General features: G+C 65.5%; 18 protein-coding genes and 1 tRNA gene. 7 read left to right on the plus strand and 12 right to left on the minus strand.

What is annotated here, in order from left to right; translation table 11 throughout:
* Window positions 1–71: 71 nt before the first annotated feature.
* The gene (locus tag QP413_RS06135) at window positions 72–2,288 is read right to left on the minus strand and encodes a S9 family peptidase (protein WP_284781118.1); all 2,217 of its coding nucleotides are present in this window, start codon (window positions 2,286–2,288) and stop codon (window positions 72–74) included.
* A 381-nt stretch (window positions 2,289–2,669) separates the two neighbouring features.
* On the opposite strand from QP413_RS06135, the gene QP413_RS06140 reads away from it, so the two are divergent.
* Window positions 2,670–3,485 carry an SGNH/GDSL hydrolase family protein gene (locus tag QP413_RS06140; RefSeq protein WP_284781120.1) on the plus strand — a complete coding sequence of 272 codons (816 nt, stop codon included), beginning with the start codon at window positions 2,670–2,672 and terminating at the stop codon, window positions 3,483–3,485.
* Window positions 3,486–3,698: 213 nt separating this feature from the next.
* On the opposite strand, the gene QP413_RS06145 is transcribed toward QP413_RS06140, so the two are convergent.
* From QP413_RS06145 to purD, 6 genes are all read right to left on the minus strand, one after another.
* Complete coding sequence (locus QP413_RS06145; RefSeq protein ID WP_148792608.1) at window positions 3,699–4,592, minus strand: phosphoribosylaminoimidazolesuccinocarboxamide synthase; 894 nt, start codon at window positions 4,590–4,592, stop codon at window positions 3,699–3,701.
* 67 nt (window positions 4,593–4,659) lie between these two features.
* Complete coding sequence (locus QP413_RS06150; RefSeq protein WP_284781122.1) at window positions 4,660–5,877, minus strand: SPFH domain-containing protein; 1,218 nt, start codon at window positions 5,875–5,877, stop codon at window positions 4,660–4,662.
* A 45-nt stretch (window positions 5,878–5,922) separates the two neighbouring features.
* Window positions 5,923–6,351: an NfeD family protein gene (locus QP413_RS06155; protein WP_284781123.1), complete on the minus strand. Its 429-nt coding sequence runs from the start codon at window positions 6,349–6,351 to the stop codon at window positions 5,923–5,925.
* Window positions 6,352–6,390: 39 nt separating this feature from the next.
* Complete coding sequence (purB, locus tag QP413_RS06160) at window positions 6,391–7,833, minus strand: adenylosuccinate lyase (protein ID WP_284781125.1); 1,443 nt, start codon at window positions 7,831–7,833, stop codon at window positions 6,391–6,393.
* 55 nt (window positions 7,834–7,888) lie between these two features.
* Entirely contained in the window at window positions 7,889–8,791 is a 903-nt protein-coding gene (locus tag QP413_RS06165) for an Fpg/Nei family DNA glycosylase (RefSeq protein ID WP_012360866.1), read from the minus strand.
* An 18-nt stretch (window positions 8,792–8,809) separates the two neighbouring features.
* Window positions 8,810–10,087 (minus strand): phosphoribosylamine--glycine ligase, encoded by a 1,278-nt coding sequence (gene purD, locus QP413_RS06170; RefSeq protein WP_284781127.1) that lies wholly within the window; start codon window positions 10,085–10,087, stop codon window positions 8,810–8,812.
* Window positions 10,088–10,181: 94 nt separating this feature from the next.
* On the opposite strand from purD, the gene QP413_RS06175 reads away from it, so the two are divergent.
* On the plus strand, window positions 10,182–10,619 hold the full coding sequence (locus QP413_RS06175; protein WP_284781128.1) for an HIT family protein: 438 nt from the start codon (window positions 10,182–10,184) through the stop codon (window positions 10,617–10,619).
* Between the two features lie 20 nt (window positions 10,620–10,639).
* Entirely contained in the window at window positions 10,640–11,503 is an 864-nt protein-coding gene (locus QP413_RS06180; protein ID WP_284781129.1) for an alpha/beta fold hydrolase, read from the plus strand.
* On the opposite strand, the gene QP413_RS06185 is transcribed toward QP413_RS06180, so the two are convergent.
* Together QP413_RS06185 and QP413_RS06190 are read right to left on the minus strand one after the other, a co-directional pair.
* On the minus strand, window positions 11,442–13,031 hold the full coding sequence (locus tag QP413_RS06185; RefSeq protein WP_284781130.1) for a HAMP domain-containing sensor histidine kinase: 1,590 nt from the start codon (window positions 13,029–13,031) through the stop codon (window positions 11,442–11,444). The genes QP413_RS06180 and QP413_RS06185 overlap by 62 nt on opposite strands.
* A 14-nt stretch (window positions 13,032–13,045) precedes the next feature.
* A complete protein-coding gene (locus tag QP413_RS06190; protein WP_070759720.1) occupies window positions 13,046–13,753 on the minus strand; it encodes a response regulator transcription factor in 708 nt (235 codons plus the stop codon).
* A 271-nt stretch (window positions 13,754–14,024) separates the two neighbouring features.
* Here QP413_RS06190 and QP413_RS06195 point away from each other — a divergent pair, with 271 nt between their 5' ends.
* Window positions 14,025–14,831, plus strand: a complete 807-nt coding sequence (locus tag QP413_RS06195) for a L,D-transpeptidase (protein ID WP_284781132.1) — start codon at window positions 14,025–14,027, stop codon at window positions 14,829–14,831.
* 100 nt (window positions 14,832–14,931) lie between these two features.
* The gene (locus QP413_RS06200; RefSeq protein WP_284781133.1) at window positions 14,932–15,462 is read left to right on the plus strand and encodes a GNAT family N-acetyltransferase; all 531 of its coding nucleotides are present in this window, start codon (window positions 14,932–14,934) and stop codon (window positions 15,460–15,462) included.
* 29 nt (window positions 15,463–15,491) lie between these two features.
* Here QP413_RS06200 and QP413_RS06205 read toward each other — a convergent pair whose 3' ends face one another.
* From QP413_RS06205 to QP413_RS06215, 3 genes are all read right to left on the minus strand, one after another.
* The gene (locus QP413_RS06205; RefSeq protein ID WP_284781134.1) at window positions 15,492–17,255 is read right to left on the minus strand and encodes an alkaline phosphatase; all 1,764 of its coding nucleotides are present in this window, start codon (window positions 17,253–17,255) and stop codon (window positions 15,492–15,494) included.
* Window positions 17,255–18,586: a phosphatase PAP2 family protein gene (locus tag QP413_RS06210; protein ID WP_284781135.1), complete on the minus strand. Its 1,332-nt coding sequence runs from the start codon at window positions 18,584–18,586 to the stop codon at window positions 17,255–17,257. Before QP413_RS06210 ends, QP413_RS06205 begins: the two co-directional genes overlap by 1 nt.
* Before the next feature lie 410 nt (window positions 18,587–18,996).
* Window positions 18,997–19,069, minus strand: a tRNA-Thr gene (locus tag QP413_RS06215).
* A 107-nt stretch (window positions 19,070–19,176) separates the two neighbouring features.
* Here QP413_RS06215 and QP413_RS06220 point away from each other — a divergent pair.
* Together QP413_RS06220 and QP413_RS06225 are read left to right on the plus strand one after the other, a co-directional pair.
* Window positions 19,177–20,898 (plus strand): threonine/serine exporter ThrE family protein, encoded by a 1,722-nt coding sequence (locus tag QP413_RS06220; RefSeq protein ID WP_284781137.1) that lies wholly within the window; start codon window positions 19,177–19,179, stop codon window positions 20,896–20,898.
* Window positions 20,899–20,992: 94 nt separating this feature from the next.
* Window positions 20,993–21,376: a hypothetical protein gene (locus QP413_RS06225; protein ID WP_187440831.1), complete on the plus strand. Its 384-nt coding sequence runs from the start codon at window positions 20,993–20,995 to the stop codon at window positions 21,374–21,376.
* Window positions 21,377–21,429 lie beyond the last annotated feature (53 nt).

The raw sequence follows: 21,429 nt of genomic DNA on the forward strand, positions 1-21,429 counted from the left end.
TGGCGCCCCCGCAGGAGGCTTAAAAGCACCACCGAAGCTGGCGGAAAGCCACCACCGAAGGTGGCAAAAACCTAGTCCAACAGCTCCGTCGCACCCATTCGGTCCAGCTCCCAGGCAGTCTCGAACGCGCCCTGTTCCCAGGCCTTATAGCGACCAGAGACACCACCGTGGCCAGACTCCATGTCGATCTTCAGCAGGACGTTCGCGCCCGCCACGTCGCGGAGCTTGGCCACCCACTTCGCGGGTTCCACGTAGAGCACGCGGGTGTCGTTGAGGCTGGTGACCGCCAGGATCGGCGGGTAGGTCTTGTCCGCGGTGATGTTCTCGTAGGGGGCGTATTCCGCCATGTAGTCGTAGACCTGTGGGTCGTGGTAAGGGTCGCCCCATTCATCCCACTCGGTCACGGTCAGCGGCAGCTCCGGCATGAGCATGGAGGTCAGCGGGTCGACGAAGGGCACGATCGCCTCGATGCCCGCGAAGCGGTCGCCGGCCATGTTCGCCACCGCACCCATCAGCATGCCGCCGGCAGAACCGCCCTCGGCGACCATGCGCTGCGGACTGGTCATGCCTCGGGCAATCAGTTCATCGGCCACGGCGATGAAGTCAGTGAAGGTGTTCTTCTTGGATAGCCCCTTTCCGTTGTCGTACCAGAGGCGGCCCATCTCCCCACCCCCGCGGACGTGCGCGATGGCGTAGACCACGCCGCGATCCAGCATCGAGAGCCGGAAGATGGAGAAGCCCGGGTCCATGGAGGACTCGTAGCTGCCATAGCCGTAGAGCAGCACCGGGTTCTCCCGGTCGAGTGGGACGTCCGCGCGGTGGATCAGGCTGACCGGGACCTGCGCTCCGTCCGGTGCGGTGGCCCAGATGCGGGTGGCTTGGTAATCGGCCGGGTTGAATTCCTTGCCGTCCGGGCCGGGGAGGACCTGCTGTTCCTTGCGCAGGATCTGCTCCCCGGTAACTAGGTCGAGCTCGTAGACCCGGGTGGGCGTCGTAAAGGAGGAAAAGACGAAACGTAGGACGGGCGGATTCCACTCGCTGTTCCCGGCAGCACCGACGGTCGCGAGCTCCTCGCCGAAGTCGACGGGGCGGAACTCGGACCAGCCGTCGGAGATGTCCATCAGGTGGCTCTTCGAGACAGCGTTCTCGCGGGCCTCGAGGACGAGGTGGTTCTGGAAGCAGTCCACGCCCTCGATGCGGGCGTCGTCTCGGTGCGGCACGAGGCTGTGGACGTCGTCCAAGGAAGAGATCTGGCCGACCGGGTGGTACCCCAGCTCGGAGTTCACGCCGTTCTTGTTGTGAATGACCAGCCAGTGCTCCTCGCCGCCGACGCGGGCGTGGTCGATGCCGTACTCCACGCCCTGCTCGCGTGGCAGGACGCGGGTCAGCTCCGCGCTTTCGCCCTTCTCCTCGGCCTCTAGATCGAGGTACCAGACCTCGCTGGTGACCTTGGAGGAGGAGGCGATCAGCAGGAAGCGTTTGGAGCGGGTGGTGCCGACACCGGTCCAGAAGCGCTCGTCTTCCTCGCGGTAGATCAGCTCGTCCTCTTCGACGGAGGTGCCGAGGGTGTGGCGCCAGACCTCGTGCGGACGCCAGGCGGCGTCGACCTTCTGGTAGTAGATCGTGTCCCGACCGACCCAGGTCGCGCCGTAGAAGACATCCGGGATGGGCTCCCCGATCTGCTCACCGGTGGTCAGGTCGCGGAAGTACAGGGTGAAGCGCTCGTCACCGGCGGTGTCGACGGAGTAGGCCAGGCGGGTGCCGTCGAGGGTGACGCTTGCCGCGCCGAGAGAGAAGAAGTTGTGCCCCTCGGCCTCGGCATTGACGTCGAGGAAAACCTCCTCGCGTGGGTGCGGGGTGTCCGGGTCGATCTGCGGTGGGGTCCAATCCTCCGGGTTGTCGACGGGGACGCGGCACATCGACGCGTAGTTCTTCCCCTCCGTGGAGCGGGAGAAGTACCACCAGTCGCCCGCGCGGACGGGCAGGGACATGTCCGTCTCCTGCACGCGGGATTTCACTTCTTGGTAGATGGCCTCGCGGAGCGGCTTCAGGTGCGCGGTCTCCTGGACAGTGAAGGCTTCCTCCGCAGCGAGGTGGTCCAGAACCTCCTGGGACTCCTTGTCCCGAAGCCACTCATAGTCATCGCTGAAGTCGCGGCCATGGAAGCTGCGCTGGGTGGCAAGCTTCTTAGCAACCGGGGCGGTGAGCCGCGGGGACCGCTGGCCCTGTTGAGCCGGAGTGCTGCCCGGGTGCTGATTCTGCTGTTCGCCTGGGGTGGACTGAGTCACTGCGAGCCATGACCTTTCTTCTATGGACAAAACACGATAGTGTTATGAATTCGTTACCTGGGAGCCGACTGTGTCGGCGCTGGGGTGGCGGCCAGTTTCGGCCCCCACCGGCGGGGAGCGCTCCCCGCCACAGAGCCAGTTCGCACACAGCTCCCGGTTTCGCTAAGCCCCTAAGCTAGCACTCACACCGGACATGAAACACGGCCCCGGTGAGCTGCGCAGGGGCACGACCCGGAACCGCCGGGACAGTCCGGCAAGTTGCATAACTTCTGTAACTTGCGCCCCAATAATGCTCATTTGTTTCATTTTCTCTGGGAAGCAAATACAATTCGGCTGTAACGAGCATCGAATCTTCTACACCAATCCACAGATAGGATGAATATGCGTCTCAAGGCCCTCGCCCTCTCCGTGGTTGCTGTTCTCGGCGCCATGCTGGCACCTGCCACAGCTTCCGCGGCGCCTGGCAACACCGTGCTACTCGGCGACTCGATCATGGCCAACCCGTCCGTCGCTCACTACATGAGCCAGCGCGGCATCCCACTCGACCCGAAGCCGATGAACGGCGTGGGCTGCGCCTCCGATGACCGCTTCAAGAACGCCTACGCGTCCGTTAAGCGCGCCCCAGTGGACAACTACTCCTGCTCCGGCGCATCTTTCCGCACCGGCGGCAAGCACATCACCAGCCTGGCGAATAAGGCCCGCCAGGACGGCAAGCTCAACGGCGCGACCCGCGAGGTCGTCATCTTCGCCGGCGCGAACGACACCTACCCGTACATCCTGAACGACAAGATGCCGATCCCGCAGATCGAGAACAACCTGCGCGTATCCATCCGCAACACCGTCAACCACGTCAAGCGCCTGGCCCCGAACGCCCGCGTGAAGGTCATGGGCTACCCACGGATCACCAACCCGGCGGGCCAGACCTGCTACCTGAACCTGCTGCCGCAGGGCACCCCGTCCCTGATCGTCAAGGCTCGCCCGGTCGAGGACGCCCTGCAGCGCGCAGCGGCGAACGCCTCCCGCGACACCCGCTCCACCTTCGTGGACATTAAGCCGATGACCACCGGCCACGACACCTGCGCTCGCGATCGCTGGATCACCGGCATCATCGACGTCGCCCCGCAGCACCGCAACCTGGCTTTCCACCTGACGCACCACGGCATCACCGCGGTCGCTAAGCACGCCGCTCGCGTCTAGTCGACCGGCGACACCGCCCCGCGCAGCGCGGTTCCCCGCTGCGTCACGCCAAAACCCCGCCCAACCATTGGTTGGAGCGGGGTTGAGCTTTATCCGGGTTCTTCGCCGAGGTTGTTCTCAGCCGTCCCGTCCGGTGCGGGGAACGCTACGCCGAAGGCTTAGCACCCCCGGCCGTGCAGGCTGTGTTCTAGATCCTGCTGTGCAGGCTGTGTTCTAGACGCAGCTGCCGATCCAGTCCGCGAAACGCTTACCGGAGATGCGCTCGTAGGCCTCCACATAGCGCGCACGGGTCGCCTCCACCACGGAGCCCGGAAGCTCCGGCGGCTGGGAGCCATCGTTCTTATCCCAGCCAGACTTCGGGCCGGTCAGCCAATTGCGGACGAACTGCTTATCAAAGCTCGGCTGCACCTTGCCCTCCTCGTAGCCCTCAGCCGGCCAGTAGCGAGAGGAGTCCGGGGTGAGCACCTCGTCGGCGAGCACCAGGTTGCCTTCCTTGTCCAGGCCGAACTCGAACTTCGTGTCCGCCAGGATCAGGCCCTTTTCCTCGGCCATCTTCGCAGCTTGAGAGTAGATCTCCAGGGTTGCGGTGCGTAGCCTTTCCGCGAGGTCCTCCCCCAGGTCCTTGACGACGACGTCGAAGCCGACGTTCTCGTCGTGATCTCCGATCTCTGCCTTCGTCGCCGGGGTGAAGATCGGTTCGTCCAGCTTGGAGGCCTCAACCAAGCCCTCCGGGAGCTTGACGCCGCAGACCGCGCCGGTGGCTTCGTACTCCTTCAGGCCGGAGCCAGTGAGGTAGCCGCGAGCCACGCATTCGAAGGGAACCATGTCCAGCTTCTTGCACACCATGGCGCGCCCGAGCACCTCCTCGGGGATGCGCTCGTCATCCAGCGGTCCCGCGAGGTGGTTCGGGAAGTCGATCTGCTCAAAGAAGTAGGCGCTCATCGCGGTGAGCACCCGCCCCTTGTCTGGAATATCGGTGTCGAGCACGAAATCGTAGGCACTGATCCGATCCGTGACGACCATCAGCAGGTGCTCTGCGTCGATCTCGTAGATCTCGCGGACTTTACCCGCGGAAATGTGCTCGTAATCAGACAATTCTGGTCGCATGGCTAGACAGTCTAGCACCGCGATTGGGCCCGGCTAGACCCCCGCCGGACCCGCCCCCAGGTGCGCCCTAATTCGTGGGGTTCGTCCACATATTCGGCGGATCCACGCTCTGCGGGGCTGGCTGCTGCACCGGCTCCGCCGGGAGTTCCTTGCGAGCGTGCTGCGGCTTAGGCGTCGGATCCATTGGATCATCTTCCACCGGCTTATTGGCCACCGCATTCGCCGCGGCGACGGCCTTAGCGATCTCCGGGTCGGAGGCCGTGGAGAACCACTCCTCCGTGTTATCCGCCTCGGCCTTCTCACGGGTGTCTTCGTCCACGTGGCCCGGCTCGTAGCGGAACACGCCCTCATCGTCCTTCTTGGCGAAGGCCTTGGCGAACTGCTCGAGGGAATCGCCGAACTGAGACGGGATCATCCACATCGTCGATGCCTCGCCCTGGGCCAGCTTCGGCAGCTTATCCAGGTACTGGAAGGCCAGTACCTCCGGCGTGAGCTTGGAGGCCTTGATGGCGGCGTTGATCTTCTGGACGGCCTTCGCCTCACCCTGTGCTTCCAGGTAGCGGGAGGCGCGCTCACCCTCGGCGCGCAGGATCATCGCCTGGCGCTCGGCCTCGGCGGCCAGGATGGCGGCGTGCTTCTCACCCTCAGCGGAGAGGATGCGGGCCTGCTTCTCGCCCTCGGCGGTCTTGATGTCCGATTCCCGGCGACCCTCGGCGGTGAGGATCATCGCGCGCTTCTCGCGATCCGCCTTCATCTGCATCTCCATGGACTGCTGGATGGACGGTGGCGGATCAATCGCCTTCAGCTCGACTCGGCTGATGCGCAGCCCCCACCGGGCGGTTGCAGCGTCGAGTTCACCGCGCAGCCGGCGGTTGATCGTCTCGCGGGAGGTCAGCGTCTCTTCCAGCGTCATGCCACCGACCACGTCGCGCAGCGTTGCGACAGAAATCTGCTCCACGCCGACGATGTAGTTATCCACCCCGTAGATGGCCTTAGCGGGGTCGTTGATCTGGAAGGTCACGACGATGTCGATGGCCACCGTCAGGTTGTCCTGGGTGATGACCGCCTGCGGCGGGAAGGAGACCACGCGCTCGCGGGTGTCCACCCGGGCGCGGACCCGGTCGATGAAGGGAACGAGGATCGTGATCCCGCCCGATACCGAGCGGGTGTAGCTACCAAGCCGCTCGATGACGGCCGCCTCGCCTTGGGGGATCAGGGCGATGGATTTCACCACGACGAGGGCGATGAAAGCCAACAGAACTAAGAGGAAGATCATGCCGGACATGTGTTTACCGTTTCCTGGTTGGTTCTTTCACGGACTGATATCCCGCTATTCGCGCTTCCACACGACAGCGGTCGGGCCATCGATATCGATGACGTGAACTTCTTCGCCCCTGGTAAAGGTCTCAGATGGGTCCATCGAGCGCGCGGACCAGATGGAACCGTCCAGGCGGATCTGCCCACTGCGGGCGCCGACGTCCTCCAAAACCTCAGCGGTCGCGCCGACCAAGGCCTGCTGGGAAGTATCGAGCGCCTTCGGTCCGTGCAGCCTACGGCGAAGAATGGGACGCAGGAACAGGATCAGCCCAGCAGTGGCGATGCCGAAAGCGACGATCGCCGCCCAGGTCGGTGCGCCCGCCCAATCCACAAGGCCGCCGACGGTCGCACCGCCGGCCAGCATGAGCAAGGTGAACTCCCCGGCCGCCAGTTCGAGACCGGCGAGTACCAGGGCTGCGATAAACCAAATCATTGCTCCCACGCCTTCGAATTTACCGAATTACGAGGAAGCGGTGCCGGTTTAAAGAATCTCGCCCGGGGTGTAGGCCGCTGCGTCTGGGTGGGCCTGGACGATGGACTCCACGCGGTCCAGCACGCGGGAGACCTGGGACTCGGCCGCACCAATGAAGGCCTTGCGATCAGCCAGGGCGTCGTGGAGATCCTGCTCATTCATCGGGAGACGCTCATCCTTGGCCAGGCGCTCGATGAGGTTCTGCTCCGCGCCGCGCTCGCGCATGTCCAGCGCCATCCCCACGGCGTTTTCCTTGATGACCTCGTGAGCGGTCTCGCGGCCCACGCCCGCGCGCACCGCAGCCATGAGGATGCGGGTGGTGGCCAGGAACGGCAGGTAGCGCTCCAGCTCGCGCTCGATCATCGCTGGGAAGGCCCCGAACTCGTCGAGCACGGTGAGGAAGGTCTCGCACATGCCGTCGAAGGTGAAGAATGCATCCGGCAGGGCGACGCGGCGGACAACGGAGCAGAAGACGTCGCCCTCGTTCCACTGAGCACCCGAAAGGTCGGCTGCCATCGTCAGGTAACCGCGAAGCAGGACCTGCATGCCACCGACACGCTCGCAGGAGCGGGCGTTCATCTTGTGCGGCATCGCGGACGAGCCGACCTGCCCCTCCTTGAATCCCTCGGTGACGGTCTCGTTGCCCGCCATGAGGCGGATCGTCATGGACAGCGAGCTCATCGCCGCGCCCAGCTCCACGAGAACGGACAGTGCGTCGAAGTCGAGGGAGCGCGGGTAGACCTGGCCGACGGAGTTGAAGACCTGGCCAAAGCCCAGGACGTCAGCAATCTGCGTCTCCAGCTGCGCGAGCTTCGCCTCGTCACCGCCCAGCAGGTCCAGCATGTCCTGCGCGGTGCCCATCGGGCCCTTGATTCCGCGCAGCGGGTAGCGGGCCAGCAGCTCTTCGGCGCGTGCCAGGCCCAGCAGCAGCTCATCGGCCGCGGAAGCGAAGCGCTTGCCCAGGGTGGTGGCCTGCGCGGCGACGTTGTGGGAACGGCCCGCCATCACGAGTCCCTGGTACTCGCCAGCCAGGCGGCCGATGCGGTTGAGGACGGCGATGGCCTTGTCACGGGCCAGCACGAGCGAGCGGTAGATCTGCAGCTGCTCCACGTTCTCCGTGAGATCGCGGGAGGTCATGCCCTTGTGGATCTCCTCGAAGCCGGCGAGGTCGTTGAACTCCTCGATGCGAGCCTTCACGTCGTGGCGGGTGACCTTCTCCCGCTCGGCGATGGAGGCAAGGTCCACCTGGTCGAGAACCTTCTCATAGGCGGCCGGAGCTTCGGCCGGGATCTCGATGCCGAGTTCCTTCTGGGCCTTCATCACGGAGAGCCAGAGCTGGCGCTCCATCTTGATCTTCTCCTCCGGGGACCACAGGTTGGTCATCTCCGGGGAGGCGTAGCGGGTGGCGAGGACGTTGGAAATATTCTTCTTTGCAGCAGTCACGCCCCTCATTATCCCACAGCGGCACCCGGCTGTGCCGCGGGACTGGTGACCAGCGTTTTAACGCCTATGCCGCGGGCTGGCAGCCGGGGCACCAGAAGAGGTTTCGGCCTTCCACCACGCGGTGCCTAATCTCCTCACCGCAGACGTAGCAGGGCTGCCCGGCGCGACGGTAGACGTAGACCTCGCCACCGTGGTCGTCTTTGCGCGGTGCCCGGCCCATCGCCTCCGGGGTGTGCTCGGGGCGCACGGTATCGATCCTTCCGCTGGCCTCACCCTCGGCCATGAGCTCCACGAGGTCCTGCCAGATGCTCTCACGTTCCTCCGCCGCCAGGTCGCAGGCTCGGACGTCCGGATGGATGCCCAGCCGGAAGAGGGTTTCGGCCCGATAGATGTTGCCCACCCCGGCGTAGCGGGCTTGGTCCATGAGGATCGAACCGATGCTTCGGCGGGAGCGGCAGAGGAACTGGTCGAGCTCCGGGAGTTTCGCAGCGTTTTCCGGGTCGACGACCGGGTCGGTGGAGCGCAACGGGTCGGCACCGAGTTTGGCGACCGCGGCGTCCATCTCCTCGTCGGTGATGAGGCGGCACCACTGGGGGCCGCGCAAGTTCGCCTCCACCGCATTGCCCCAGGTGCACATGTCCTCCCCACCCTCGGCGTCGATGCGGTGCAGGTGCAGGCGCACCTGACCGCGGGGTTGGCTACCGGTAAAGGGCTCGATGGCCAGGGTACCGATCAGTCCCAGGTGGATATGGATGATGTGGTCGGCCCGCCGGTGCGGGTTGCGGGGATTGCCGAAGCTTAAGAACAGGTGCTTGCCCCAGGCCTCTGCCCGGTCCAGCATATCGCCGGTCAGGGCGCCGGCCTCCTCGGCGAAGCGACCCTGCGGGCTACTCACGCGCAGGGCGTGACCGGCGAACAGCTGGTTGAGCTGGGCCGCCAGCCGATGAATCACGTGTCCTTCGGGCATCGGTTTCTCGCCTGCGGCTTAGGCCTGCCCCTCGCCCGGGACGGTGATCTTGCCCTCGACGGCGGCCAGGGCGATGTCCTTACGGAAGTGCCCGCCCGGCAGGTCGATGGTGGCCAGGGTGGCGTAGGCCTTCTCGCGGGCCTCCTCGAGGGTCGCGCCCTCGCCCACCACGTTGAGCACGCGGCCGCCAGCAGCGACGAGCGCGCCATCCTTCTCTGCCACACCAGCAGCGCGGACACCGCGATCCTCGCTACCAGCCTCAGCGCCCGTGATGACCCCACCCTTTTTTGCGGACTCCGGGTAGCCCTCCGCCGCGAGCACGACGGTCAGCGCGTAGCCGTCCTTCCACTGAAGCGGCGGCAGCTCCGCGAGCGTGCCATTGGCGACGGCGTTCAGCACGCCCGCCAGCGGGGTGTCGAGCAGCTGCAGCACCGGCTGGGTCTCCGGATCACCGAAACGGCAGTTGAATTCGATAACCTCCGGGCCATTGGAGGTCCAGGCCAGACCCGCGTAGAGCAGGCCGGAGTACGGCACCCCATCCTCGGCCATCTGCTTGGCGACGGGGATGCAGACCTCGTCGACGATGCGCTGCACGCCGTCTTCCGGCAGCCACGGCAGCGGCGTGTAGGCACCCATGCCGCCGGTGTTCGGGCCGGTATCGCCCTCACCGACGCGCTTGAAGTCCTGCGCCGGGATCAACGGGACGACCGTCTCGCCGTCCACCAGGCAGAACAGGGAGACCTCCGGGCCATCCAGGAAGCTTTCCAGCAGCACCGGGTTGCCAGCGGCGTGGACGTCGTCGATGTGGGCGCGCGCGACAGCACGGTCGTCGGTGACGACGACTCCCTTACCGGCGGCCAGGCCGTCGTCCTTCACGACGAAGCGGGGGCCGAAGCGGTCCAGGGCGGCCTCGATCTCGGCATCCGACGTACCCGGCTGCAGAGACTCCGCTGACGCAGTGCGGACCCCGGCGCGCGCCATGACGTCCTTCGCGAAGGCCTTGGACCCCTCGATCTGGGCCGCGGCCTTGGATGGGCCGAAGACCGCGAAGCCCGCCTCCCGCAGATCGTCGCCCACGCCCGCGACCAGCGGGATCTCCGGGCCGATCACGACCAGATCCACCCCGAGTTCCTGGGCCAAGCCCACCGGATTCGAGTCATCCGGGTGGAGCGTGGCGATGGCCTTCATCCCCGGGTTGCCGGGGCTGACGTGGACCTCAGAGACGGACTCATCGCGGGACAGGGAATAAGCCAATGCGTGCTCGCGGGCACCGCTGCCAAGTACAAGAATGCGCATAGTGTCCCAGTCTAGCGAGCCAGCCGGACAGCGCGACGCGACGCTGCCCCAAAGCCGGTGTTCGCCGATGGTTTCGCGGGTAACATCACGAGGTATGGCTACCGTTTTCACGAAAATCATCAACGGCGAACTGCCGGGTCGCTTCGTCTACCGCGACGCCGAGGTCGCCGCATTCCTCACCATCGAGCCGGTCGCTTACGGCCACGTGCTGGTCGTCCCGACCCAGGAGATCGACCGCTGGACCGACGTGCCGGCCGAGCTGTGGGGCAAGCTCAACGAGGTCGCCCAGGTGATCGGCAAGGCCATCTGCGAGGCCTTCGACGCCCCGCGGTGCGGCTACATGATCGCCGGTTTCGAGGTACCGCACACCCACATCCACCTGTTCCCGGCCTCCGACATGTCCGGCTACAGCCTGCAGAACATCATCCCGATGGATCAGACGGACCCGGAAAAGATGGACGATGCGGCGGCGCGGATCCGCGCGGAGCTGCGCAACCAGGGTGTTGCTGGCGTGCCAGAGGACGAAGCCTAACACCAGCGCTCTAGAACGATATGTCCCCCTCTACGCCCCGCAGTCCCCGCCGCAGCCCCATCCTGCACTCCGGGCTGGGCCAGGAGGCTACCCCGCGACGTTCGCTGCTGGCTCACATCCCGGACCTGGGCGAATGGGATGAGTCCCCCACCCACCGGATGCTGCCCTCCGAGCCCCGCCCCATCGTGGTGGTGCACGGCACCGTGGGTGGTCGCGGGAACTTCGCGCGAATGGTGCCCTACCTGCGCAGCACCTTCGACGGGCGGGACCGGCGGGTGTTCTCCGTCAGCTATGGGGACAACGGAACCACGTCGCTGTCGCAATCCATCGCCCAAACCCGGGCGCAGATCGCCGCGCTCCAAGAGGCCACCGGCGCGGAGTCCTTCGACCTGGTCGCGCATTCCCAGGGCGGACTGATCTCCCTGGCCGTGGCGAGCCGCCCCGGCGGGGAGGCGATCAACCACATCGTGGGTCTGGGCGCGGACTTCCGAGGCGTGCACATGCCCTGGTCCGGGACCGCGCGGGAGGCCCTGATCAACCGGGTGATCAGCACCGTCATGGCGCCCGCTTTCGCGGAGCAGGTGGTGGGCTCCCCCGCGCTGGCCGACGCGCTGGCGCCGGCCGGGGAGTGCACCGTGCCGATCACGCAGATCGCCTCCGATTACGACCGCATGGTCCCCCTCAACGCGGCCTTCGCCCTCGGCGACGCCGAACCGACCGGCGGTATCCCCCAGCATCCGAGCCCGTTGCGGCTAGTGCGGGTGCAGGACTTCTACCCGCAGCTGCAGGTGGCGCACAATATGCTGCCCCGCAACCAGAAGGTCAGTCTTCTGGTGAAATTTGCGCTGGAGAATCCTCCGGCGCCACGGGCAGCTGCACCCTGAACGTGGTGCCCTCCCCCACCGTGGAGTCCACGGTGATCGCCCCGCCGTGTGCCTTGACCAGGGACTGCACGATGGATAGGCCCAGCCCGGAACCGCCCGAAGCGCGGGAGCGGGAGCCGTCCGGACGGTAGAAACGCTCGAAGAGATGCGGCAGGGCGTCGGCAGGGATGCCCTCGCCATCGTCCTGGACGTCGATGGTGACCAGTCCTGGGCTCGTCTTGAGCAGGCTGATCTTCACGCTGGCGTCCTCACCCGCGTGCTTCAGCGCGTTCGTGAGGAGGTTGCTGATCACCTGGTGCAGGCGGTTGGCGTCGCCCATCACGACCGGGATGGAGCCGTAGTGATTCTCGACGCCGATGCTGCGCCCCGGGAAGCCCGCCCGGGCACCGTCGGCGGCGCGCAGCGCCAGCTCCAGCACATCCACCCGCTGGTTCTGCAGCGGGCGGCCCTCATCCATGCGGACCAGGGCCAACAGGTCCTCCACCAGCAGCCCCATCCGCTCGGCCTCGTCGGAGATTCGGCCGATGACCATGTCCGCATCGTCGGTGGCCCCGGAGCGGTAGAGCTCCGCATACCCCCGCACGGAAGTCAGCGGGGTGCGCAGCTCGTGGGAGGCATCCCCGATGAAGCGGCGCATCGTGGCCTCGGACTTGCGGGCCTGGCGCTCGGAGGCACCCACCGCGAGGAACGCACCCTGGATCTGTGCGAGCATCCGGTTGAAGGCCTGCGCCAGGCGACCGACCTCGGTATCCGGCTCCCAATTCGGGACGCGCTGGTCCAGGTGGCCCTGGGAAATCAGGGAGGCGGTCTCCTCCACCTGGTTCAGCGGGCGCAGCGCGCGGCGCACCAGGTACTGGGAGACGATCATGATGGAGGCCACCACCAGGAAACCGATGATGATCTGCAGGTACACCAGCCTGCGGATGGTGTGTTCCTCGCCCTCCAGGGGCAGGGCGACGATGGTGACGGTGCCATCCTGGTTCTCGACGGAGGCCGCACGCCACGGGGCGTGGGACGCGCTCCCCGCGCGGGCGGGCACCGTCACGGGCTCCCTCGGCTGCTCCAATCCCCGCAGCTCCGGGGCGGAATCGAAGACCGAGTTCAGTGGTTCGATGGAGATCTCCCCGTCCACCACGCGGACGAAGAAATCCGTGGGCGGCCGGTTGGGCTGCGGGGTGCTGCTACCGGGTCTGTCCTGGTAGGAGCGTTCGTCGTCGGTGGTCCGGTAGGCCCAGCCGTTGATCGCACTATTGAGCTGGTCATCCACGCGCGAGACCATGAAGTGCTGCAGCGTGGAGGTCGTCACCGCGCCGGAAAAAGACAGGCCGAGTGCGGCGAGGAACGTCATCACGACGACGAGGCTGACACGCAGCGGGAAGTTCGACAGAAAGCGCCCGGGACGCTGGAACTCACCGTGCTCGCCGTCCACCGGCCAGTCAGCGGTGCCGGCATCGTCCGCGCCAGGGGAACCAGCGGAGTTCGCTGCCCCGGTGGCGGGGACGTCCGAATTCTCAGGGAGAGAAGCCATCGACCAGGAAAAACCTAGGAGCGTGGCTTACGCAGCACGTAACCCACGCCGCGGACGGTGTGGATCAGGCGGGGTTCCTTCGTGTCGATCTTCCGGCGCAGGTAGGAGACGTAGGACTCGACGACGTTGCCGTCCCCGCCGAAGTCGTAATTCCACACGTGGTCCAGGATCTTGGACTTGGAGAGGACGACCTCTGCGTTGACCATCAGGTAGCGCAGCAGCTGGAACTCCGTCGGGGACAGGTCCACGACCTCCCCGGCCTTGGTGACCTCGTGCATGTCGTCGTCCAGGGTGATGTCCTCGTAGGTGATGAGGCTGGATTCCTCGGAGTCGTCCTTGGCCACGCGGCGCAGGATCACACGCAGTCGGGTGATGACCTCCTCCAGGGAGAAGGGCTTGGTGACGTAGTCGTCCGCGCCGATGGTCAGGCCGTGGATGCGGTCCTCCACGCCATCCTTGGCGGTGAGGAACAGGGCCGGGGCGTCGTGGCCGGCCTCGCGGAGCTTGTTGAGCAGGGTGAAGCCATCCATTCCTGGCATCATGACGTCCAGAATGAAGGCGTCGGGGCGGTAGGTTTCCGCGATCTCCAGCGCGGTCTGCCCGTTGTCAGCAGTCTCCACGTCGAAGCCCTGGAACTTCAGGCTGACCTTGATCAGGTCGGAGATGTTGTCCTCATCGTCGACGACGAGAACCTTAACGGGCTGCGTGTTTGGGGTAGTCATGGCTCTATCTTCACCGATCTGCTTCCACCGAGACTGGGAGCTTGCTGAATGCTTGCTGTACATATTTTAGCGCTTGTCCGCTGGAGAATATTCCCGTCGCGAGCGGTGTGGGGTCCGGCAGCACTGAGACGCGATAGCGGCGGATCCCGGGGGCCTGGCTCGCCCCACGCCGCCCCACGGGCAGCGTTGCCAGTTGAACGCAGCATTAACAGGAGGCTCAACCGGCGCGTTCAGCTTTCTCTCACGTGCAAATGGGTTTATTCTGAAGCGCATGACTCGTTACATCGGCAAGCACCGCAAGGTGTCCAACACCTCCAAGAAGCAGTTCGCTGGCGCTGCTGCCCTCGCGCTCGGCGCCTCCACCCTCGGCGTTGGGGCATCCGTCGCCACCGCCTCTGAGGCCAGCGCTGCCCCGCAGCTCGGCTCCTCCGTGGCCGGGTCTTCCCTGCCGCCGCAGATCGCTCAGCTGCAGGCTGACTTCGACGCCCAGCTGCGCCAGGCACAGGCCAATGGCGTGACCGCCCTGTTGAACGCCCGCGACGCGCTCGTGGCCCAGGCCAAGAACCTGCCGCCGCAGTTCCGCACCCCGGTTGTTCAGGGCATCGATAACTTCGTCAACGCTGTCGCACCGGGCGCCCTGCAGCAGCGCGAGGCTGCTCGCGCGCCGAAGCCGGCCCCGAAGCCAGCACCAAAGAAGCAGGCCCCGAAGAAGCAGGCCCGCCCGGCCTCCAACCCGTGCCCGGCTTCCGCGCACGCATGCGTTGATATCAAGGCCCAGCGCGCCTGGCTGCAGAGGGGCGGCAACCGCTCCTACGGCCCGGTCGTCGTCTCCACCGGCCGCCCAGGCCAGGAGACCCCGCGCGGCATGTTCACCGTGACCCGCAAGGTCAAGGACGAGATCAGCTACGAGTTCGGCAATGCACCAATGCCGTACGCCGTCTACTTCACGAACAACGGTCACGCCTTCCACCAGGGCACGACCAACGTGCAGTCCGCCGGCTGCGTGCGCATGGATCGCAAGTCCGCCCAGACCTTCTTCAACTACCTGCAGCCGGGTGACAAGGTCTACATCTACTAATCCCCGACCTGCTAAAAGCTCCTTAGATTTTGGAGCCCACCGGCGCCGAGCACGGATCCTCGATCCCGCGGTTCGGCGCCGGTGTTCTATATTTGGGGGCATGAGCGAGGATATTCAGGCAGAGTCAGCAGCCGAGCGCCCGGCCACGGATGCGGTCACTTTTCGTGTCGCGAGCGAGGGCGACCGCGGTTTCATCACGGAAATGTTCCGCGAAACTGATACCTGGGGTGATCCTGGAAAGGACGTCTCCGAGCACTTCCAGGACGATCTGGTCCGTTACGTGGACATGTGGACCGCGGAGCAGGGCGGAATCATCGCCGAGTACGAGGGCGCACCCGCGGGCGCTGCGTGGCTGCGTAACTTCACCGAATCCGAGCCCGGCGCGGGCTATATCTCCGATGACATCCCGGAGCTGGCCATCGCGCTCCGTCCGACGATGACCGGCCTTGGGCTGGGCCGCAGGCTACTGGGCGCGACCCTGGACCACGCCCGTGCGAAGGGCTACCACTCCGTCAGCCTGGCGGTGGACTTCGGCAATGACCGCGCCCGCCGCATGTACTCCAAGTTCGGATTCATCGACCACGGCGTGGCACCCCACGAGGAGTGCTACGTCATGGTCTACCGCTTCTAGCAAGCGCCCCTTCCCCGCTCCCGGTCGGACTAATAAACCCGCTGGGCGCGATTGAGGCCCGCGCCAACGCTACGGGCACCAGGGGAGCCCACCTCGGCCCGGAAGCTATTGCCCAGGCGGAACGGGGTGTCCTTGGCCAGCACGTGGTCCACGTAGTGCCAGTCGCACTGCGTGGCCTTCTGCCCCACCTCCACGGCCATGTAGCCGTGATCGGTGAAGTTGATCCACTTGAACCAACGGTTCACCCCGGAGAGCAGGTTCTCGCCGGTGTACAGCAGCTGCCGAGTGGCGGCGTCGAAGGCGCGGCTGACCGCCAAAGAATCGAAGGCGCTCTTCGCGGTCACCGACGGGGTCACGAACTCAGTGGCCACCGCCTTCGTGTTCTGGCCTGTGCGGTAGCCGAAAATATCCCGCGGAATATCGCTGGCCCAGGAACTGTGGATATCCCCGGTCAGGAAGACCACGTTCTTATCCGGCAGCCCGGCGATCATGTCGATGATCTTCTGCCGCTCCACCATGTAGCCATCCCACTGGTCGGGGTTCAGCGGGATGCCCTGCTCCGGCAGGCCGATCTTCTCCACCAGCCAGTCGTGCAGCTTCGGGTCCAGGGTCGCCGGCAGGGTCATCGGCGCGAACATCACCTCGTTGGCGATGACCTGCCACTTCGCGGTGGAGGACTTGATGGCGTTGCTGAACCACTCGAACTGGCTGCGCCCCATCATGGTGCGGCCCTCCCGACCGGCGGCACGAATGAAGTCCGGGTCGGAGTCCAGCAGGTGGTCACCGGATTGGATCAGCTGCGCATCGCGGTAGGAGCGCAGGTCCGGGATGATGATCTCCATCAATGGGCCGTACTGCAGGGTGCGGTAGAGGTGCTGGGCGCGCGCTTCGGGGCGCACCCGCACGGGCATCCACTCGAAGTACGCGCGGGAGGCGGCTGCCTTTAGCGCCGGGTAGTCGTCCCCCTTCTTGAAGCTCTCCCCGGTCGCACCCTCGCGCCAGTTATTGTCTGCGAACTCGTGATCGTCCCACACGGAGACCATCGGCTTGGCTGCATGCAGGTCGGCGAGGTCGGCGTCCTTGCGGTAGCAACCCTGGCGGATGCGGAAATCCGCGAGTGTCTGGGTGACGTGCGCGGGCTCCACGGTGCGGGGCTGCTGGCCGTACACGCCGGTGTAGCCGCCCGTCTCGTATTCATAGGTGTAGTCGCCCAGGTGCAGGACGAATTCCAGGTCATCGCGCTCGGCCATGTCCCGGTAGCTGCGGAAGAAGCCGGCCTCGTAGTTCGAGCAGCTGCACACGCCGAAGCGGATCGTGCTGACATCGTCGCCGGATCCGGGGGCGGTGCGAGTGCGCCCCACCCGGGAGGTCGCCTTCCGCTCACCCAGGTCGGCCGTGAAACGATAAAAGTATGTGGTGGCCGATCCGAGGCCGGTGGCGTCGACCTTGACGGTGTGGTCGAACTCGGCGCTTGCGGTGACCTTCCCGGACGCGGCGACGTCCTGAAATTCGGGGTCGGTGGCAACCTCCCACGTCACGGGGACGTCCGGCCCCTTCCCGGAGCCGGGAACCGCGTCCTTCGTTGGGGTCACGCGGGTCCAGATGATGACGGCGCTGGCGGTCGGGTCACCGGAGGCGACGGAGTGGGCGAAGACCTCGGGGTCCCAGTTCTCCGCACCCAGCACGGCGCGGGCGGGGGCTGCCTGGGTGGCGGGCAGCAGGCTCCCCGCGGCGGCCACCCCACCGGTGGCGGCCATTCCCTGCAGGACGCGGCGGCGAGTAAGCGTTGCCATTAGCCAGCCACCTCCACGGAGCCGTCGTCGGCGATGGTGACCTGGGCGGTGAGCGCCTTGGCCAGGTTGAGTCGCTGCCAGGAGCCCTCCGGGCCCTGCTTATCCAGCGGGTAACCGGCCGGGCCGGCGGTCTGGCGGAGGATCTCGGCGCGCTGGGTGTGGGAGAGGTTCGGGTACTTACCCAGCAGCAGGGCGGGCGCGGCCTGCGGGACCACCATCGGGGCGGACTCGGAGTAGACCGGGGTGAAGCCGTAGTTCATCAACTCGGTGTAGCGATCCACGGATTCTGGGTTATAGCCCTTACCGGCCTCGGCCTGCTTCTGTGCGCAGTTCGCGAGGGTGTCGCCGCAGCGCCACTCGAGCTCAGCGCGGATCTCCTGGGCGGCGGCGTCCAGGTTGGCGCGCATGCGCGGGTCGTTTAGTCGGTCCGCGGCGGCAGCGGTGCCGACCATGCGGCCACCAATGACGTCCAGCGGGTAGTGCACGCCCAGGACCACGCGGGAGTAGCCACCCTCGGCGCCGCGTGCGAGCAGCTCTGGAGCGAACTCGGGGAGCATATAGGACAGCAGCGTGGTGGTCCAGGTGGACTGATTCGTGTGCCCGGAGGGGAAGGACTTCGAGGTGCTGTAGAAGTCCTTGCCCGGCAGGTTGTGCTTTGTGATCCGTTCCGGTGCGGCGACGAAGGGGCGCTCGTTGTTGTAGTAGGTCTTCTCGATGAAGGTGGAGGAGGCCACTCCCCCGGCGCGTGCGGTGGCACCGCCGAAAAGCATCTGGGTCTTGGGAAGACGGTGCTCCTTCAGCGCCTGGCGGAAGTGCTCGCCGAGCTCCTCGCCGAAGGCATCGGCGAAGATACGGAGCACCCCTTCCTTGGAGGTCGCGGCGTCCTCTTGGGCCTGGGCAATCCGGGCGGTGGGGGCGTTGTTGTTGATCTCGGCGACCTGGTCAAGATTGGATTTCATGACGTCCGGGTGCTTGGCCCGCAGGTCATTGAAGCCGTCGATGAGGGTGACGTAGTTGCCATAAGGGTGGGAGCTGAGGTCCGACAGGTACCAGCCATACTCGGAGGCCGGGAAGGCCTGTGGCTGCGGGGCGCCGTTGTGGGGGACGGGGTCGTAGGAGCCGGGGAGCTGGACGGATCCGGTGGCGGAGCTTTCCGGCAGCAGGTTGCCTCGAGGTGCGGTACCGGCCTGGGAGGAGCCGGCCGGAGCGGCGAGCGCCGCGGTGGTGGCTGCCGGGCTCGCGGCGATGCCGCCGGCGAGGGCGGCGGCGAGGGCTGTTGCAGCCGCGCGGGCGGCGATCTTATTCGAGCGCGACGGGCGAATTGCGGTCAATTGAGGCATGAAAAAGCTTTCACATTACGCGTGGGGTGAATTATTACTTCTGGCGAGAAAGCCGCGCCGAAGAAATACTTAACGTCTTTCAGCGGCACGAACACACAGCAGAAGAATAGCTTCGAAATAGCCTTGTGCCAGCACGGATATGAATTTCCCCCATTTGGGTCTAGTTAGAGAAACGCTTCTCCAACCCCAGTTATATCGCGAGTTAATAGAGGTCAAAACTGGAGTTAATTTTTATTTCGTCCGAAAAGTCACCATTCTGGCACTCTCTCTTTCTCCCCATTTATTGAATGCCCCAAACCACTAAGAACTTATCCCCGCCACCCGCACGGCCTCCCGGGCGCACCCCGGAGCAAGAGTCAAGACATAAAGAAAAGGCTCCGGTTTCCCGGAGCCTTACACAGAGCCGAAGACGAGACTCGAACTCGCAACCTACGCATTACAAGTGCGTTGCGCTGCCAATTGCGCCACTTCGGCACACCCAACGCCCCGTACGAGGCATGAGCGCTTAAAGAGTAGCAGCCCACCACGAGAGCCCACGAATTTTTAGACCCACCATCACCTCAAGTGCGGGAGGGGGCCTTGTGTACGGTGTGGTTGTGGCAAATTATCTAGCTCGGTTCGCCCGACGCGCCAGCGACATGCTCTTTACCGGCAATCGCGCGACCATCGACGGGATTCGGTTAGCGCCGCCGCCGACGCCGCTGGCCCCGGTGAACCTCACGGACCCGGAGGAAATCCACCGCGTACTGAACCTTGCTGCACGCATCGGGGACCAACTGCTGGCCGCCGGCACCGGCAATTCGGACGCGAAGGCGGAGATCAAGGCGATCGCCGCCGCGTATGGCCTGCACTACACTCACGTGGACATCACGCTGAACACCATCACCGTGTACGCCCACAACGACGAGTCCCGCAGCCCCGTGTCCGCCTTCCGAGTCGTGAAGACCCTCAGCACGAATTTCTCCCGCCTCACGGAGATCGACCGGCTGGTGCGCTCTATCATCGCCGGCGCAACCCCGCTGGACACCGCGGAGCAGATTCTCGCCGAGATCGAGCGCAGCCCTCTGCCGTTCCGTACCCGCTGGGCTTTGCTCTCCTGGGGTGGGTTTGCCTTCTCCATCGCCCTGCTGCTGGGCGGTGGCTACGCCGTCGCTTTCGTCGCGACGATCACGACCCTGTTCATCATGTTCTCCACGGCATGGTTGGCGTCGAAGTCGCTGCCGGAGTTCTACCAGAACTTCCTGGGTGGCTTCATCGCGGTCTTGCCCGCCGCGGTTGTCACGCAGTTCGCGACGGAGCGTGGCTGGTATTTCCCACCCTCACTGGTGGTGGCGTCCTGTATCGTCGCGCAGCTCGCGGGGTTGACGCTGGTCCAGGCTCTCCAGGATGCAGTAACGGGAGCGCCGGTCACGGCCTCTGCCCGCTTCTTCGAAACGGTGCTGAACACGGGCGCGATCATCGCAGGCATCGGCGCGGCCTTACAGTTCGTCCACATGATCGGCATCGACATGACTCCCCTAGACGTATCCACCACCTCAGGTGTACTGGGCGGGACGACGGTGCGCGTGCTCTCTGGCGCGGCGGCGACGGTCTTCTTCTGTCTGGCCTGCTTCACGGAACGGCGCGCGACGGTGGTCGCCGCGGCCACCGCGCTGGTCGCCTCCATCGCGCACAATATCGTCCAGGCGCTGGCCGAGAGCTCCACGATGATGCCAGCCGCGGCCGCCGCGATTCTGGTGGGCATGACCGGTGGTCTGCTTTCCCGCCGGTACATGGTGCCGCCGCAGATCACCGCCGCCGCCGGCATTACGCCCTTCCTGCCCGGCCTGGCGCTATACCGGGGAATGTCCTCGATCCTGCAGGACAAGCTGGTCATTGGTATGTCGAACCTGGCCCTGGCTGCAGCGACGGCGACGACGCTGGCCGCCGGCGTGGTTTTCGGCGAGTGGGTAGCCCGCCGCCTGCGTCGACCACGCATCCTGCACCGGGAATACGGCCTGCGCCGCCCGCGCATCACGGTGCGCGAGCGCCGGCCGCGGCGCCGACACGGCAACCATGCAGCACACCCCCTGGACCAGCACCCGATGGACCGCACGGTGCCACGGATGAGCCGCAAGCGGGAGGGCACCCGGTCCCTGTGGAGCATCGACTCCCTGCTGCGCACGAGGCAGCGCCGCAAGCTCGCGAAGATGCGGGAGGACGAGAAGCAGGCGCAACTGCAGGGGCAGGTCGATTCCCCAGCCGAGCAGGGCCCGGCCGAGGATGGCGGCTCAGCTGAGGGCTCCGAACACGCCCGGGACTGATTAGCGTAGAATAGGCCCGTTACCAGGCAACGAGTTTTTGATTCACCATCAAAGACCACCGCCAGTTCAAGAGTTTTCGTGAAAGAGGATGCCAGTGCCCCCAAAGGTCACAGACAATCGTCCAGCTAGCGCCGAGTCTCTGCACGCCGTACCGGTTGAAACCGCTCTCGCCGCTCAGCGGATCGTTGCCACCTATGCCGAGGACTTCCTGGACGGCGTGACCCTGATGAGCATGCTCGGCGTCGAGCCGGATGGCCTGATCCACCGAAAGGTCGTCGAGGAGCTGGAGGCCAACGAGGCCGCCACGAAGAAGGCTAGCCGGAAGACCACGAAGAAGTCGGCGAAGAAGGCCGTCAAGAAGAGCACCAAGAAGGCCGCGAAAAAGGCGACCAAGAAGGCTACGAAGAAGGCTGCTAAGAAGAGCACCAAGAAGGCCGCTAAGAAGGCGACGAAAAAGGCCACGAAGAAGGCTCAGTAGTCCGCGTACACTTGGTGCCATAATCGGCACCTAGGAAGCGCTTCAGGAGGCAC

The sequence above is a fragment of the Corynebacterium sp. UMB4614 genome (assembly GCF_030217065.1).
In the GTDB taxonomy this organism is placed as follows: domain Bacteria; phylum Actinomycetota; class Actinomycetes; order Mycobacteriales; family Mycobacteriaceae; genus Corynebacterium.